At 57.3% G+C, this 16825-nt stretch carries 16 protein-coding genes; all 16 read left to right on the top strand.

Annotation, left to right across the window (positions count from 1 at the left end):
- The first annotated feature begins 2 nt into the window (after positions 1–2).
- The 16 genes from yidC to glmU all read left to right on the top strand — a co-directional run bounded on the left by yidC (position 3) and on the right by glmU (position 16704).
- Positions 3–1694, top strand: coding sequence for a membrane protein insertase YidC (gene yidC / locus JOE29_RS24685; protein WP_100073118.1), 1692 nt, complete (start codon positions 3–5; stop codon positions 1692–1694).
- A 78-nt stretch (positions 1695–1772) separates the two neighbouring features.
- Positions 1773–3143 carry a tRNA uridine-5-carboxymethylaminomethyl(34) synthesis GTPase MnmE gene (mnmE, locus tag JOE29_RS24690; protein WP_017279505.1) on the top strand — a complete coding sequence of 457 codons (1371 nt, stop codon included), beginning with the start codon at positions 1773–1775 and terminating at the stop codon, positions 3141–3143.
- Positions 3144–3719: 576 nt separating this feature from the next.
- Positions 3720–5612, top strand: a complete 1893-nt coding sequence (gene mnmG / locus JOE29_RS24695) for a tRNA uridine-5-carboxymethylaminomethyl(34) synthesis enzyme MnmG (RefSeq protein WP_004403388.1) — start codon at positions 3720–3722, stop codon at positions 5610–5612.
- Positions 5609–6253: a 16S rRNA (guanine(527)-N(7))-methyltransferase RsmG gene (gene rsmG, locus JOE29_RS24700; protein WP_003367844.1), complete on the top strand. Its 645-nt coding sequence runs from the start codon at positions 5609–5611 to the stop codon at positions 6251–6253. Before mnmG ends, rsmG begins: the two co-directional genes overlap by 4 nt.
- An 18-nt stretch (positions 6254–6271) precedes the next feature.
- Positions 6272–7063: a ParA family protein gene (locus JOE29_RS24705; protein ID WP_002555991.1), complete on the top strand. Its 792-nt coding sequence runs from the start codon at positions 6272–6274 to the stop codon at positions 7061–7063.
- Positions 7064–7072: 9 nt separating this feature from the next.
- Positions 7073–7945, top strand: coding sequence for a ParB/RepB/Spo0J family partition protein (locus JOE29_RS24710; protein ID WP_003315951.1), 873 nt, complete (start codon positions 7073–7075; stop codon positions 7943–7945).
- 146 nt (positions 7946–8091) lie between these two features.
- On the top strand, positions 8092–8499 hold the full coding sequence (locus JOE29_RS24715; RefSeq protein ID WP_002555989.1) for a F0F1 ATP synthase subunit I: 408 nt from the start codon (positions 8092–8094) through the stop codon (positions 8497–8499).
- 16 nt (positions 8500–8515) lie between these two features.
- A complete protein-coding gene (gene atpB, locus JOE29_RS24720; protein ID WP_003315954.1) occupies positions 8516–9385 on the top strand; it encodes a F0F1 ATP synthase subunit A in 870 nt (289 codons plus the stop codon).
- A 138-nt stretch (positions 9386–9523) separates the two neighbouring features.
- Entirely contained in the window at positions 9524–9781 is a 258-nt protein-coding gene (atpE, locus tag JOE29_RS24725; RefSeq protein WP_002555987.1) for a F0F1 ATP synthase subunit C, read from the top strand.
- Positions 9782–9838: 57 nt separating this feature from the next.
- A complete protein-coding gene (locus JOE29_RS24730) occupies positions 9839–10309 on the top strand; it encodes a F0F1 ATP synthase subunit B (protein WP_002555986.1) in 471 nt (156 codons plus the stop codon).
- A gap of 12 nt (positions 10310–10321) precedes the next feature.
- The gene (locus tag JOE29_RS24735) at positions 10322–10858 is read left to right on the top strand and encodes a F0F1 ATP synthase subunit delta (protein WP_003315956.1); all 537 of its coding nucleotides are present in this window, start codon (positions 10322–10324) and stop codon (positions 10856–10858) included.
- A 21-nt stretch (positions 10859–10879) separates the two neighbouring features.
- Complete coding sequence (gene atpA / locus JOE29_RS24740) at positions 10880–12424, top strand: F0F1 ATP synthase subunit alpha (RefSeq protein ID WP_003315957.1); 1545 nt, start codon at positions 10880–10882, stop codon at positions 12422–12424.
- 50 nt (positions 12425–12474) lie between these two features.
- Complete coding sequence (atpG, locus tag JOE29_RS24745) at positions 12475–13335, top strand: F0F1 ATP synthase subunit gamma (protein ID WP_003367855.1); 861 nt, start codon at positions 12475–12477, stop codon at positions 13333–13335.
- 27 nt (positions 13336–13362) lie between these two features.
- On the top strand, positions 13363–14742 hold the full coding sequence (atpD, locus tag JOE29_RS24750; RefSeq protein WP_002555982.1) for a F0F1 ATP synthase subunit beta: 1380 nt from the start codon (positions 13363–13365) through the stop codon (positions 14740–14742).
- Positions 14743–14785: 43 nt separating this feature from the next.
- Positions 14786–15211, top strand: a complete 426-nt coding sequence (locus JOE29_RS24755) for a F0F1 ATP synthase subunit epsilon (RefSeq protein WP_003413751.1) — start codon at positions 14786–14788, stop codon at positions 15209–15211.
- A 125-nt stretch (positions 15212–15336) separates the two neighbouring features.
- On the top strand, positions 15337–16704 hold the full coding sequence (gene glmU, locus JOE29_RS24760) for a bifunctional UDP-N-acetylglucosamine diphosphorylase/glucosamine-1-phosphate N-acetyltransferase GlmU (RefSeq protein ID WP_016569378.1): 1368 nt from the start codon (positions 15337–15339) through the stop codon (positions 16702–16704).
- Positions 16705–16825: the final 121 nt, after the last annotated feature.

Raw genomic sequence — 16825 nt, forward strand, 5'->3', positions numbered from 1 at the left:
TCATGGATATTAAACGCACGATCCTGATCGTCGCCCTGGCAATCGTGACCTACGTCGGGGTTCTGAAATGGAACCAAGACTATGGCCAGGCTGCCATGCCGACCCAGAATGTTGCAGCCAGCACCGCCGCACCGGGTATTCCGGATACGGCCGCTGGTACTAATGGTTCTGCAAGTGCCGATGTTCCAAGCGCAAACGCTACGGCCAATACGGCTGCAGCACCTCTTGAAACTCCGGCCGTAGCCAGCAAAGACCTTATCCACGTCAAGACCGATGTGCTCGATCTGGCGATCGATCCGGTGGGTGGCGACGTCGTTCAGCTTCGTTTGCCTCTGTACCCGCGTCGTCAGGATCGTCCTGACGTTCCGTTCCAGTTGTTCGACAACGGCGGCGAGCGTACTTTTCTGGCACAAAGCGGCCTGACCGGGACCAATGGTCCTGATGCACGCGCTGCCGGTCGTCCGGTTTACACCTCCACACAAAAGACTTATCAACTGGCTGACGGCCAGGACACGATGGTCGTGGATCTGAAATTCTCGGAAAACGGCGTCAATTACATCAAGCGCTTCACCTTCAAGCGTGGTCTGTACGATCTGGTCATGACTTACGTTGTGGATAACCAGAGCGCACAACCCTGGTCCGGTAATCTGTTCGCGCAATTGAAGCGCGATGCCAGCTCCGATCCTTCTTCGACGACTGCTACCGGCACCGCTACCTATCTGGGCGCTGCCCTGTGGACTGCGGCCGAGCCGTACAAGAAAGTGTCGATGAAAGATATCGACAAGGGCCAGGTCAAGGAAACTGTACAGGGCGGTTGGGTTGCATGGTTGCAGCACTACTTCGTGACTGCGTGGATTCCGGATCACAACGCAACCAACGCCGTTCAGACCCGCAAAGACAGTCAGGGCAACTACATCATCGGCTTCACCAGCCCGACTCTGTCGGTTGCACCTGGTGCACAAGGTGAAACCAGTGCCACCCTGTACGCAGGTCCGAAAAGCCAAGCGGTACTCAAAGAGTTATCCCCAGGCCTGGAGCTGACTGTCGACTATGGCTTCCTGTGGTTCATTGCCCAGCCTATCTTCTGGCTGCTGCAACATATCCATGCCATCCTCGGTAACTGGGGCTGGTCGATCATTGTTCTGACCATGCTGATCAAAGGCCTGTTCTTCCCGCTCTCCGCAGCCAGCTACAAGTCGATGGCACGCATGCGCGCCGTGGCTCCGAAGCTTGCATTGCTGAAAGAGCAGCATGGCGATGATCGTCAGAAGATGTCCCAGGCAATGATGGAGCTGTACAAGAAAGAGAAGATCAACCCGTTGGGTGGATGCTTGCCGATTCTTGTGCAAATGCCGGTTTTCCTTTCGCTGTACTGGGTACTCCTGGAAAGCGTGGAAATGCGTCAGGCACCATGGATCCTGTGGATAACCGACCTGTCGATCAAGGACCCGTTCTTTATCCTGCCGATCATCATGGGCGCGACCATGTTCATTCAGCAGCGTCTGAACCCGACTCCGCCGGATCCGATGCAGGCCAAGGTCATGAAAATGATGCCGATCATTTTCACGTTCTTCTTCCTGTGGTTCCCTGCCGGTCTGGTTCTGTACTGGGTTGTGAACAACACCCTGTCGATCGCTCAGCAGGCTTACATCACTCGCAAGATCGAAGCGGCTACCAAGAAAGCAGCTGCCTGATCTAACCTGTGAATAAGTTCTACAAGACGCCCCCTAGTGGGGCGTTTTGCTATCCGTCATTTGTCCGGGAGCCGGAGCATGAACGTTCCTCGTGAAACCATTGCCGCCATCGCCACAGCCCAAGGGCGTGGCGGTGTGGGTATCGTCCGGGTGTCAGGTCCTCTGGCGGGCAAGGCCGCCGAAGCCATTATCGGCCGGACCCTCAAGCCCCGATTTGCCCACTACGGCCCCTTTGTCGACGATGCCGGACAGGTACTCGACGAAGGCATAGCGCTGTATTTTCCGGGACCTAACTCATTCACCGGCGAAGACGTGCTGGAACTTCAGGGTCACGGTGGTCCCATCGTTCTGGACATGCTGCTGCAACGCTGCCTGCAACTGGGCAGCCGACTGGCTCGTCCGGGCGAGTTCAGTGAGCGCGCCTTTCTCAATGACAAACTCGATCTTGCTCAGGCAGAAGCGATTGCCGACCTGATCGAGGCGAGTTCTGCACAGGCAGCGCGCAATGCACTGCGCTCGCTGCAGGGCGCTTTCTCGCGGCGTGTGGATAACTTGACCGAGAAATTGATCAGTCTGCGTATTTACGTAGAGGCTGCAATCGACTTCCCCGAAGAGGAAATCGACTTCCTTGCCGATGGCCACGTTCTGAACATGCTCGATGACGTGCGTGCCGAGTTATCCACAGTGCTGCGTGAAGCCGGGCAGGGTGCCTTGTTACGCGATGGCATGACCGTGGTGATTGCCGGACGCCCCAATGCGGGCAAATCCAGTCTGCTGAACGCTCTGGCGGGCAGGGAGGCGGCAATTGTCACCGAGATCGCCGGCACAACCCGCGATGTACTGCGTGAACATATCCACATAGATGGAATGCCGTTGCACGTCGTCGACACTGCAGGGCTGCGGGATACTCAAGATCAGGTGGAAATGATCGGCGTGCAGCGCGCACTCAAGGCCATCGGCGAAGCTGACCGGATTCTGCTGGTGGTGGATGCGACCGCGCCGGAGGCAGCAGACCCGTTCGCACTGTGGCCCGAATTCCTCGAGCAGCGCCCGGACCCGTCGAAAGTCACGCTGATACGCAACAAGGCAGATCTGAGTGGAGACCCCGTCGATCTGCAGACCAGCGTTGATGGCCACGTCACCATCAGCCTGAGCGCCAGGTCTGGTGGCGAAGGGCTTGAACTGCTGCGCGAGCATCTCAAGGCCTGCATGGGCTATGAACAAACCTCGGAAAGCAGCTTCAGCGCGCGTCGACGCCATCTTGAGGCGCTGCGCCATGCCAGTGACTCGCTGGAACACGGCAGGGCTCAACTCACCCTGGCGGGCGCTGGAGAGCTACTGGCCGAAGACCTGCGTCAGGCACAGCAAGCGCTTGGCGAGATTACCGGCGCATTCAGTTCCGACGACCTGCTTGGCAGAATCTTCTCCAGCTTCTGCATCGGTAAGTAAACCTCCTGGCATGGCCCGCCCTGGGTCATGCCTTCAAGCACCACAAGACGCCTCTTTCAGCGGCAGCGTTATCCACATACTCGGCTATTTCCTCCTTTAATTTTGCCTCGACACCTGAATCTGACGAGCAGACATGCCCGAGGGAGGGATTTTCTGTGCCTGATTTTTGCTGAAGAGCCGTTTTTTTGTGGATTAAGCCCTGTGAATAACTGCCCTTCAGCTCGGTGGGTAAGCAGGGTGCAAACCTGAAGATAAATGCCCCTGTGGACAAGTGGCTATCTTATCAACAGGCTCAGGACGGTTATCCAAACCCCTCATCCCCACATGAACACAGGCTTTTGAATCTCTGTACACATTGAAAATAAAGGCCTGTAGCGATCTATCCACAGAAAGGTGGCTCAGTAAGAATAAACATAAAAACAAGGCTTTATAAACTTTCTTTCCTTTTTATTTTCTTTATTCGCGAGTTTTCCACAGCTGGTTAAATTTTGTCCAACGGGTTTCATTCAGGTGGGGTAAGTCCCTATACTTGTCAGCTATCCCAATTTCTCATCGACAACAGGCACGAGGTGCGTGGTGGATTTCCCTTCCCGTTTTGAAGTGATCGTCATCGGTGGCGGTCATGCCGGTACCGAGGCCGCACTGGCGTCGGCACGCATGGGTGTCAAAACCCTGTTGCTGACCCACAACGTGGAAACACTCGGCCAGATGAGTTGCAACCCGGCCATCGGTGGTATCGGTAAAAGCCATCTGGTCAAGGAAATCGACGCCTTGGGCGGTGCCATGGCCATGGCTACTGACAAGGGCGGTATCCAGTTCCGCGTGCTGAACAGCCGCAAGGGGCCGGCCGTACGAGCTACCCGTGCACAGGCTGATCGCGTGCTGTACAAGGCAGCCATCCGCGAAACCCTGGAAAACCAGCCGAATCTGTGGATATTTCAGCAAGCCTGCGATGACCTGATCGTCGAACAGGATCAAGTGCGCGGCGTCGTGACCCAGATGGGTATGCGCATATTTGCCGAGTCCGTGGTGTTGACCACAGGTACGTTCCTTGGCGGACTTATCCACATTGGTATGCAAAATTACTCAGGCGGTCGGGCAGGTGATCCTCCCTCGATCGCACTGGCGCAACGACTGCGTGAACTGCCGCTGCGCGTCGGCCGCCTGAAAACCGGGACCCCGCCACGCATTGACGGGCGTTCTGTGGATTTCTCGGTGATGACCGAGCAGCCAGGTGACACACCGATCCCGGTCATGTCGTTTCTGGGCAACAAGGAACAGCATCCGCCGCAGGTCAGTTGCTGGATTACGCACACCAACGCGCGGACTCACGAAATCATTGCGTCCAACCTCGATCGCTCGCCAATGTATTCAGGCGTGATCGAAGGTATTGGTCCGCGTTACTGCCCGTCGATCGAAGACAAGATCCACCGGTTTGCCGACAAGGAAAGCCATCAGGTCTTCATCGAGCCGGAAGGGTTGACCACGCACGAGCTGTACCCGAACGGCATTTCCACGTCGTTGCCATTCGACGTGCAATTGCAGATCGTCCAATCCATTCGCGGCATGGAGAACGCACACATCGTTCGCCCTGGTTACGCCATCGAATACGACTATTTCGACCCGCGTGATCTGAAATACAGCCTGGAAACCAAGGTCATCGGCGGTCTGTTCTTCGCCGGCCAGATCAACGGCACGACCGGTTACGAAGAGGCCGGTGCCCAGGGTTTGCTGGCCGGGACCAATGCCGCGCTGCGCGCGCAGGGTCGAGACAGCTGGTGCCCGCGTCGCGATGAAGCGTACATCGGCGTTCTGGTCGACGACCTGATCACGCTCGGTACGCAAGAGCCTTACCGGATGTTCACTTCCAGGGCCGAATACCGTTTGATCCTGCGCGAAGACAACGCTGATCTGCGACTTACCGAAAAGGGCCGCGAACTGGGCCTGGTCGACGACGCCCGCTGGGCTGCGTTCTGCACCAAGCGTGAAAGCATCGAGCTGGAAGAACAGCGTTTGAAAAGTACCTGGGTGCGTCCCGGTACCGAGCAGGGCGATGCGATTGCTGCACACTTCGGCACGCCGCTGACCCACGAATACAATTTGCTCAACCTGCTGACTCGTCCGGAAATCGACTACGCCAGCCTGATTTCAATCACTGGCCAGGGCTGCATCGATCCCCAGGTCGCCGAGCAGGTCGAGATCAAGACAAAATATGCCGGTTACATTGACCGCCAGCAGGACGAAATTGCCCGTCTGCGCGCCAGTGAAGACACTGGTCTGCCGGAAGACATCGACTACGCCGCGATCTCCGGCCTGTCGAAAGAAATCCAAAGCAAGCTGGGGATAACTCGTCCGCAAACACTCGGACAGGCCTCGCGCATCCCCGGCGTCACGCCTGCAGCGATATCGCTGTTGATGATCCATTTGAAAAAACGCGGCGCGGGCCGTCAGTTGGAGCAAAGCGCTTGAGTTCTATGGTCACCCCGCAACACGCCCAAGAGTTATCCACCGGTGCCCGGGAATTGGGGATTGACCTCAGCCCGGCCCAGCACGAGCAATTGCTGGCGTATCTGGCGTTGTTGATCAAGTGGAACAAGGCCTACAACCTGACTGCGGTACGCAACCCGGACGAAATGGTATCGAGGCATCTGCTCGACAGTCTCAGTGTGGTGCCCTTCATCGAAGGTACACGCTGGATCGACGTCGGCAGCGGCGGTGGGATGCCCGGCATTCCCATGGCCATCCTGTTTCCGGAGCGTAAAGTGGCGCTGCTGGACAGCAATGGCAAGAAAACCCGGTTTCAGACCCAGGTCAAACTTGAGCTGAAACTGGATAATCTTGAAGTTATCCACAGCCGTGCAGAAAGTTATCAGCCCGAAGTGCCATTCGACGGAATCATCTCCCGTGCGTTCAGCAGCCTGGAAGACTTCACCGGCTGGACGCGTCACATGGGCGACGTCAATACACGCTGGCTGGCAATGAAAGGGCTGCATCCTGACGATGAGCTGGTAGCATTGCCCTCGGATTTTCACCTCGATAGCGCACACGCCTTGACCGTTCCGGGTTGCCAAGGCCAACGCCATCTGCTGATACTGCGCCGCACGGCATGACTGGGAACACAAGCAAGAATGGCTAAGGTATTCGCGATAGCGAACCAGAAAGGTGGGGTCGGCAAGACCACCACATGCATCAACCTCGCCGCGTCACTGGTCGCGACCAAGCGCCGTGTGCTGTTGATCGATCTCGATCCCCAGGGCAATGCGACCATGGGCAGCGGTGTGGATAAACACAACCTGGAAAACTCCGTCTACGACCTGTTGATCGGCGAATGCGATCTGGGCGAGGCCATGCAGTTTTCCGAGCACGGTGGTTATCAACTGCTTCCGGCCAACCGTGATCTGACGGCGGGCGAAGTGGTTCTGCTGGAAATGCAGATGAAAGAGAGTCGTCTGCGCAATGCGCTGGCGCCTATCCGCGAAAATTACGATTACATTCTCATCGATTGCCCACCTTCGCTGTCGATGCTGACCCTGAACGCGCTGGTCGCGGCAGACGGCGTAATTATCCCCATGCAGTGCGAGTACTTTGCACTCGAAGGTCTCAGTGACCTTGTGGATAACATCAAGCGCATCGCTGAACTGCTCAACCCGCAGCTGAAAATCGAAGGCCTGCTGCGCACCATGTATGATCCGCGGCTGAGCCTGATCAACGACGTTTCGGCGCAGCTCAAGGAACACTTCGGCGAGCAGCTGTACGACACCGTGATACCGAGGAACATCCGTCTGGCCGAGGCACCGAGTTTCGGCATGCCCGTGCTGGCGTACGACAAGTCGTCTCGCGGTGCGCTGGCCTATCTGGCCCTGGCAAGTGAACTGGTTCGTCGTCAACGTCGCGGCGCAAAAACCGCTCAGCCAACCTAAGGAATTCCCATGGCCGTCAAGAAACGAGGTCTCGGACGTGGGTTGGACGCACTTCTGAGCAGTCCAACCGTCAGTTCGCTGGAAGAACAGGCCGTCAAGGCCCCGCCAAGTGAGTTGCAGCATGTGCCGCTGGACCTGATCCAGCGCGGCAAGTACCAGCCGCGCCGTGACATGGACCCGCAGGCACTCGAAGAACTTGCGCAGTCGATCAAGTCGCAGGGCGTGATGCAGCCGATCGTGGTGCGTCCTATCGGTGACAACCGCTTCGAGATCATCGCGGGTGAGCGTCGCTGGCGTGCCAGCCAGCAGGCGGGAGTCGAGACGATCCCGGCGATGGTCCGCGATGTACCGGACGAAACCGCGATTGCGATGGCGCTGATCGAGAACATCCAGCGTGAGGACCTCAACCCGATCGAAGAGGCCATGGCGCTGCAGCGCTTGCAGCAGGAGTTTCAACTGACCCAGCAGCAGGTGGCCGATGCCGTCGGCAAGTCGCGAGTCAGTGTCGCCAACCTGTTACGGCTGATTGCCTTGCCGGAGGCCATCAAGACCATGCTGTCTCATGGCGATCTGGAAATGGGCCATGCGCGTGCCTTGCTCGGATTGGGCGAAGATCGGCAGGTCGAAGGTGCGCGACACGTTGTCGCACGCGGGCTTACCGTGCGCCAGACCGAAGCACTGGTCAGGCAGTGGCTGAGTGGCAAGGCAGAGGCTGCCGAGCCGGTGAAGACCGACCCGGACATCAGCCGCCTCGAACAGCGCCTGGCCGAGCGTCTGGGGTCTGCAGTGCAGATTCGTCACGGTCAGAAGGGCAAAGGGCAATTGGTCATCCGTTACAACTCGCTGGACGAGCTTCAGGGAGTGCTCGCTCACATCCGCTGAAACAATTGCTCTGTAGCGTATAGTCGGAAATCACTACCCGACTGTTGAATAGGGGCTTAACCGCCCCTATACTCTGCGCGCATTTTGTCGGCACAAATTATGCCAAGTTATTGATTATGGCGACCGACATCAAAGGAGCAGTTGCGATGGAATCCCGCATGCCAGACCGCTTGCCGTTCTATCGCCTGGCGGTTTTCCCGCTTTTGCTGGCTCAATTGATCGTGCTGCTCATGGCCGCATTGGTGCTGTGGCAGTGGCAAGGAGTCGTTGCAGGATATTCGGGACTCTGCGGAGGCCTGATAGCCTGGCTACCCAATTTATACTTTGCTCACAAGGCATTCCGGTTTTCCGGGGCCAGAGCAGCGCAAGCCATCGTTCGGTCGTTCTACGCCGGCGAGGCAGGCAAACTGATTTTCACGGCAGTGCTTTTTGCATTGACGTTCGCAGGTGTGAAGCCTTTGGCGCCGCTGGCTGTATTCGGCGTGTTCATGTTGATCCAGGTGGTCAACTGGTTCGCTCCCCTGCTTACGAGAACAAGACTTTCGAGACCTTAGGGCGTTTGAGGCAACCATGGCAGAGCAAACAGCTTCGGGCTATATCCAGCACCACTTGCAGAACCTTACATTCGGGCACCTGCCCAATGGCGAATGGGGCTTTGCCCACACCGCAGCGGAAGCCAAGGAAATGGGTTTCTGGGCCTTCCACGTCGATACCCTCGGCTGGTCGGTTGCGTTGGGTCTGATTTTCGTTCTGATCTTCCGCATGGCGGCCAAGAAGGCAACTTCCGGTCAGCCTGGCGCACTGCAGAACTTCGTCGAAGTTCTGGTCGAGTTCGTCGACGGCAGCGTGAAGGACAGCTTCCACGGCCGCAGCGCGGTCATCGCGCCACTGGCGTTGACCATTTTCGTCTGGGTATTCCTGATGAACGCGGTCGACCTGGTACCGGTGGACTGGATTCCACAGCTGGCAATGATGATTTCGGGTGACTCGCACATTCCGTTCCGTGCCGTTTCGACCACTGACCCGAACGCCACGCTGGGCATGGCCCTGTCCGTGTTCGCACTGATCATTTTCTACAGCATCAAGGTCAAGGGCATCGGCGGTTTCATCGGCGAGCTGACCCTTCACCCGTTTGGCAGCAAGAACCTGTTCGTTCAGGCGCTGTTGATCCCGGTCAACTTCCTGCTGGAATTCGTGACGCTCATCGCCAAGCCGATTTCCCTGGCTCTGCGTCTGTTCGGCAACATGTATGCTGGCGAGCTGGTCTTCATTCTGATCGCCGTGATGTTCGGCAGCGGTCTGTTGTGGCTCAGCGGTCTGGGTGTAGTGCTGCAGTGGGCGTGGGCTGTGTTCCACATCCTGATCATCACCCTGCAAGCGTTCATCTTCATGATGCTGACCATCGTCTACCTGTCGATGGCTCACGAAGATAACCATTGAGATTCGTCTCAGGACGCGTCTGATGACCGTCTCGCCAGTGGCGAGGCGGTGCCCGCAAGGGCTGATGTAGAAACGATTTTGTTTTACCGCTTCAATTAAAAAAACCTAACCAATACGACGTAAAAGTCGGGAGGAAAGATGGAAACTGTAGTTGGTCTAACCGCTATCGCTGTTGCACTGTTGATCGGCCTGGGCGCACTGGGTACTGCAATCGGTTTCGGCCTGTTGGGCGGCAAGTTCCTGGAAGGCGCAGCGCGTCAGCCGGAAATGGTTCCAATGCTGCAAGTTAAAATGTTCATCGTTGCGGGCTTGCTCGACGCCGTGACCATGATCGGTGTTGGTATCGCTCTGTTCTTCACCTTTGCGAACCCCTTCGTTGGTCAACTCGCTGGCTGATCACTCGAATTTTCGAGTTGATTGGTGTGATGGACAACGAACGAGCGAGGTGTTGGCGTGAACATTAATGCAACCCTGATTGGCCAGTCCGTTGCGTTCTTCATTTTTGTGATTTTCTGCATGAAGTTCGTGTGGCCTCCGGTCATCGCGGCTTTGCACGAACGTCAGAAGAAGATCGCGGATGGACTGGACGCTGCTTCCCGAGCAGCTCGCGACCTGGAGCTGGCCCAAGAAAAAGCGGGTCAACAACTGCGCGAAGCTAAAGCTCAAGCAGCCGAGATCATTGAGCAAGCCAAGAAACGCGGTACCCAGATTGTCGACGAAGCCCGTGAAACGGCACGCGTTGAAGCTGACCGTGTGAAGGCTCAGGCTCAGGCCGAGATCGAGCAGGAACTGAACGGTGTCAAAGACGCCTTGCGCGCCCAGTTGGGTAGCCTGGCAGTCAATGGCGCAGAGAAGATCCTGGGTGCCACAATCGATCAAAACGCGCACGCGGAGCTGGTTAACAAACTGGCTGCTGAAATTTAAGCGAGGGCGATCATGGCAGAACTGACCACGTTGGCCCGACCTTACGCGAAGGCGGCCTTCGAGCATGCGCAGGCCCACCAGCAGCTGGCCAATTGGTCAGCCATGCTCGGCCTGGCTGCTGCGGTGTCACAAGATGACACCATGCAGCGCATGCTCAAGGCCCCGCGACTGACGAGCGCACAAAAGGCCACCACTTTTATTGAAGTGTGTGGCGAAAAGTTCGATGCCAAGGCACAGAATTTCATTCACGTCGTTGCTGAAAACGACCGCCTCCCGCTTTTGCCGGAGATCGCCGAACTGTTCGACCTGTACAAGGCAGAGCAGGAAAAATCGGTCGATGTGGATGTCACCAGTGCTTTCGCATTGAACCAAGAACAGCAAGACAAACTCGCCAAGGTTCTCAGTGCACGGCTCGGCCGGGAAGTGCGCCTGCATGCTGCGGAGGATGCCTCTCTTATAGGGGGTGTCGTCATCCGCGCCGGCGACCTGGTTATCGATGGCTCAGTTCGTGGCAAGATCGCGAAACTAGCCGAAGCATTGAAATCTTGAGTTTGAAGGGGCAGCAGAGCAATGCAGCAACTCAATCCTTCCGAAATAAGTGAAATCATCAAGGGTCGCATCGACAAGCTCGATGTAACCTCCCAAGCCCGTAACGAAGGCACAGTCGTCAGCGTGTCTGACGGTATCGTGCGGATTCATGGTCTGGCCGACGTAATGTACGGCGAAATGATCGAGTTTCCGGGCGGCGTCTACGGTATGGCGCTGAACCTTGAGCAAGACTCCGTGGGTGCCGTTGTACTGGGCGCTTACACGACTCTGGCTGAAGGCATGAGCGCCAAGTGCACTGGCCGCATCCTCGAGGTTCCGGTAGGTAAGGAACTGCTGGGTCGCGTTGTCGATGCACTGGGTAACCCAGTTGACGGCAAAGGTCCGCTGAACAACACCGAGACCGATGCGGTCGAGAAAGTTGCTCCAGGCGTGATCTGGCGTAAGTCGGTAGACCAGCCTGTACAGACTGGCTACAAGGCTGTCGATGCCATGATTCCTGTCGGCCGTGGCCAGCGTGAGCTGATCATCGGTGACCGTCAGATCGGTAAAACCGCTCTGGCCATCGACGCAATCATCAACCAGAAGAACAGCGGCATCTTCTGCGTCTACGTAGCGATCGGTCAGAAGCAATCGACCATCGCCAACGTTGTTCGCAAGCTCGAAGAAAACGGCGCACTGGCTAACACCATCGTCGTGGCTGCAAGTGCTTCCGAATCCGCTGCGCTGCAGTTCCTTGCACCGTACTCGGGTTGCACCATGGGCGAGTTCTTCCGCGACCGCGGTGAAGACGCGCTGATCGTTTATGACGATCTGTCCAAGCAAGCAGTGGCTTACCGCCAGATTTCCCTGCTGCTGCGCCGTCCACCAGGCCGTGAAGCTTACCCAGGCGACGTGTTCTATCTCCACTCCCGTCTGCTGGAGCGCGCATCGCGTGTTTCCGAAGAGTACGTAGAGAAGTTCACCAACGGCGCAGTGACCGGCAAAACCGGTTCCCTGACCGCACTGCCGATCATCGAAACCCAGGCTGGCGACGTTTCCGCGTTCGTTCCGACCAACGTGATTTCCATCACCGACGGTCAGATCTTCCTGGAATCGGCCATGTTCAACTCCGGCATCCGTCCGGCTGTGAACGCCGGTGTTTCGGTATCCCGTGTGGGTGGTGCCGCTCAGACCAAGATCATCAAGAAGCTTTCCGGTGGTATCCGTACCGCTCTGGCTCAGTACCGTGAACTGGCGGCATTCGCCCAGTTCGCTTCTGACCTGGACGAGGCGACCCGCAAGCAACTTGAGCATGGTCAGCGCGTTACCGAGCTGATGAAGCAGAAGCAATACGCACCAATGTCGATCGCTGACATGGCGCTGTCGCTGTATGCCGCTGAGCGTGGGTTCCTGACTGACGTCGAAATCACCAAGATCGGCAGCTTTGAACAAGCGCTGATTGCTTACTTCAACCGCGATCACGCCGATTTGATGGCGAAGATCAACGTGAAGGGTGACTTCAATGACGAAATCGATTCTGGCATGAAAGCCGGCATCGAGAAGTTCAAGGCCACCCAAACCTGGTAAGCCGCAGCGGGGGCCGCAAGGCTCCCGCTTGCTAACCTGATAGGTGTTACATGGCAGGCGCAAAAGAGATTCGCAGCAAGATTGCGAGCATCAAAAGCACGCAAAAGATCACCAGCGCCATGGAAAAAGTGGCGGTCAGCAAAATGCGCAAGGCTCAAATGCGCATGGCTGCTAGCCGTCCTTACGCGGAGCGCATTCGTCAGGTGATTGGTCATCTGGCAAACGCCAACCCGGAGTACCGCCACCCGTTCATGATCGAGCGCCCTGTTAAGCGCGTCGGTTATGTCGTAGTGAGCAGTGACCGTGGTCTGTGTGGTGGCTTGAATACCAACCTGTTCAAGACTCTGGTCAAGGACATGGCGGTGAACCGTGAAAACGGTGTAGAGATCGATCTGTGCGTGGTCGGCAGCAAAGGTGCGGCATTTTTCCGCAACTTCGGCGGTAACGTCGTCGCTGCGATCAGCCACCTGGGCGAAGAGCCGTCGATCAACGACTTGATCGGCAGCGTCAAGGTGATGCTGGATGCCTACCTGGATGGCCGTATTGATCGCCTGTCCGTGGTATCCAACAAGTTCATCAACACCATGACCCAGCAACCAACAGTGGAGCAATTGATTCCGCTGGTGGCAACCCCGGATCAAGGGCTCAAGCACCACTGGGACTATCTCTACGAACCCGATGCCAAAGAGCTGCTAGACGGCCTTATGGTTCGCTACGTGGAATCGCAGGTGTACCAGGCGGTGGTCGAGAACAACGCAGCTGAACAAGCAGCGCGGATGATCGCGATGAAGAACGCCACAGACAACGCCGGTGATTTGATCAGCGATTTGCAGCTGATCTACAACAAGGCGCGTCAGGCAGCGATCACCCAAGAGATCTCGGAAATCGTCGGCGGCGCTGCCGCGGTTTAACGGTTCAAATATTAGAGGAACCAGCTAATGAGTAGCGGACGTATCGTTCAAATCATCGGCGCCGTGATCGACGTGGAATTCCCACGCGATAGCGTACCGAGTATCTACAACGCGCTGGAAGTGCAGAGCGCGGCAGGAACCACCCTGGAAGTTCAGCAGCAGCTGGGCGACGGCGTGGTTCGTACCATTGCGATGGGCTCCACCGAGGGCTTGAAGCGTGGTCTGGAAGTAACAGACTCTGGCGCAGCCATCTCCGTACCGGTCGGTAAAGCGACGCTGGGCCGGATCATGGACGTACTGGGCAACCCGATCGACGAAGCTGGCCCGATCGCCACCGAAGAGCGCTGGGGCATTCACCGTCCTGCACCGTCCTTCGCTGAGCAGGCAGGCGGCAACGACCTTCTGGAAACCGGCATCAAGGTTATCGACCTGGTCTGCCCGTTCGCCAAGGGCGGTAAAGTCGGTCTGTTCGGTGGTGCCGGTGTCGGCAAGACCGTAAACATGATGGAACTGATCCGTAACATCGCCATCGAGCACAGCGGTTATTCCGTGTTCGCCGGTGTGGGTGAGCGTACTCGTGAGGGTAACGACTTCTACCACGAGATGAAGGACTCCAACGTTCTGGACAAAGTGGCACTGGTTTACGGTCAGATGAACGAGCCGCCGGGTAACCGTCTGCGCGTAGCACTGACCGGCCTGACCATGGCCGAGAAGTTCCGTGACGAAGGTAACGACGTTCTGCTGTTCGTCGACAACATCTATCGTTACACCCTGGCCGGTACCGAAGTATCCGCACTGCTGGGCCGTATGCCTTCCGCAGTAGGTTACCAGCCGACCCTGGCTGAAGAGATGGGCACTCTGCAAGAGCGCATCACTTCCACCAAGAATGGTTCGATCACCTCGATCCAGGCCGTATACGTACCAGCGGACGACTTGACTGACCCGTCGCCAGCGACCACGTTTGCCCACTTGGACGCCACCGTCGTACTGTCCCGTGACATCGCCTCCCTGGGTATCTACCCGGCGGTAGATCCACTGGATTCGACTTCGCGCCAGCTGGACCCGAACGTCATTGGCCAGGAACACTACGACACCGCTCGCGGCGTTCAGTACGTGTTGCAGCGTTACAAAGAGCTGAAAGACATCATCGCGATCCTGGGGATGGACGAGCTGTCGGAGACCGACAAGCAGTTGGTTAACCGTGCTCGTAAGATCCAGCGCTTCCTGTCCCAGCCTTTCTTCGTGGCAGAAGTCTTCACCGGTGCTTCGGGTAAATACGTTTCCCTGAAAGACACCATTGCTGGCTTCAAAGGCATCCTCAACGGTGACTACGACCACCTGCCAGAACAAGCGTTCTACATGGTCGGCGGCATCGAAGAAGCGATCGAGAAAGCCAAGAAACTGTAATCCCGGCGCCCGGCAACGGGCGCTATTAGGTTGAGGCAAGCAAATGGCTATGACAGTCCATTGCGACATCGTCAGCGCGGAAGGGGAAATCTTCTCCGGTCTGGTCGAGATGGTGATTGCGCACGGCAACCTGGGTGATATCGGTATCGCTCCAGGCCACGCGCCGCTGATCACTGATCTGAAGCCGGGCCCGATCCGCTTGATCAAGCAGGGTGGGGAAGCCGAGGTGTTCTACATCTCCGGTGGTTTCCTTGAAGTTCAGCCGAACATGGTCAAGGTGCTTGCCGATACTGTGCAACGTGCTGCCGACCTGGATGAAGCTTCTGCTCAGGCGGCCGTACTGGCTGCAGAGAAGGCCCTGAACGAGAAGGGCGCAGATTTCGATTACGGATCTGCAACTGCTCGTCTGGCCGAGGCTGCAGCTCAGCTGCGCACCGTTCAGCAAATTCGCAAGAAGTTCGGCGGCTAACCCTGCTGCACTCGATGCGCGATTGAGAAAAAGGGTAGCCTCGGCTACCCTTTTTCTTTTTTCAGATTTCCTCTTTCAAGTCAGCCCGTCTTCGGTCCGGTTGCCGCTCAGTTGGTAGTCCTATCATGTCTCTCGATATCGTTATTCTCGCTGCTGGCCAAGGTACCCGGATGCGTTCCGCGCTGCCGAAGGTTCTGCACCCCGTGGCCGGCAATTCCATGCTGGGTCATGTTATCCACAGCGCACGTCAGTTATCCCCAAGTGGAATACACGTCGTGATCGGGCACGGCGCTGATGCCGTGCGTGAACAGCTGGCAGCCGATGACTTGAATTTCGTGATGCAGGACAAGCAACTCGGTACCGGCCATGCGGTTGCTCAGGCGCTGCCCGCGCTCACGGCTGACACCGTATTGATTCTTTATGGCGATGTACCGTTGATCGAAGTGGAAACGCTTTCGCGCCTGCTCGAACTGGTCAATCCGCAGCAACTGGGTCTGCTGACCGTTACGCTGGATGACCCTACCGGTTACGGCCGTATCGTTCGCGACGATCAGAATCGTGTCTGTGCCATCGTCGAGCATAAAGACGCGAGCGACGCGCAGAAGGCTATCACCGAAGGCAATACCGGAATTCTCGCGGTGCCAGCCGCTCATCTCGCTGACTGGTTGGGGCGGCTGTCCAACAACAATGCCCAGGGTGAGTATTACCTCACCGATGTGATCGCCATGGCGGCTAATGACGGCCTGGTGGTTGCCACAGAGCAGCCCCACGACGCGATGGAAGTGCAGGGCGCCAATGATCGCAAGCAGCTTTCCGAGCTGGAGCGTCATTACCAGATGCGCGAAGCCCGTCGTCTGATGGCGGCTGGCGTGACCCTGCGCGACCCTGCGCGCTTCGATGTGCGCGGTGAAGTCATTGTCGGGCGCGACGTGCTGATCGATATCAATGTGATTCTTGAAGGCAAGGTCGTGATCGAGGATGACGTGGTCATCGGTCCGAACTGCGTCATCAAGGACAGCACCCTGCGCAAGGGTGTCGTCGTTAAAGCCAACAGCCACATCGAAGGCGCAATCCTGGGTGAGGGCAGTGATGCAGGTCCATTTGCACGCCTGCGACCAGGCAGCGTGCTGGGTGCCAAGGCGCATGTGGGTAACTTTGTCGAGCTCAAGAATGCGAACCTGGGCGAGGGTGCCAAGGTTGGCCACCTGACTTACCTGGGCGACGCCGAAGTTGGCGCGCGCACCAATATCGGTGCCGGCACCATTACCTGTAACTACGATGGTGCCAACAAGCACAAGACCACGTTGGGTGCAGACGTCTTCATCGGTTCCAACAACTCTCTGGTTGCGCCTGTGGATATCCTGGACGGCGCGACGACTGCAGCCGGTTCGACCATCACCCAGAACGTGCCTGCTGAACAACTCGGTGTGGCCCGCGCCCGCCAACGAAACATCGAAGGCTGGAAGCGGCCGGTGAAAATCAGGAAAGACTGAGTTATCCACAGCCCTTATGACCCGCGTGCCAATGCTCAACATTGGCACGCGTAGGAATGCCGTTCTTGACGCTCCGCGTCAAACCCCAGGCTCAAAAGCCGGTGTCACGAGTATCCGATAG

The organism is Pseudomonas sp. PvP009 (assembly GCF_017832995.1).
Taxonomy (GTDB): domain Bacteria; phylum Pseudomonadota; class Gammaproteobacteria; order Pseudomonadales; family Pseudomonadaceae; genus Aquipseudomonas; species Aquipseudomonas syringae.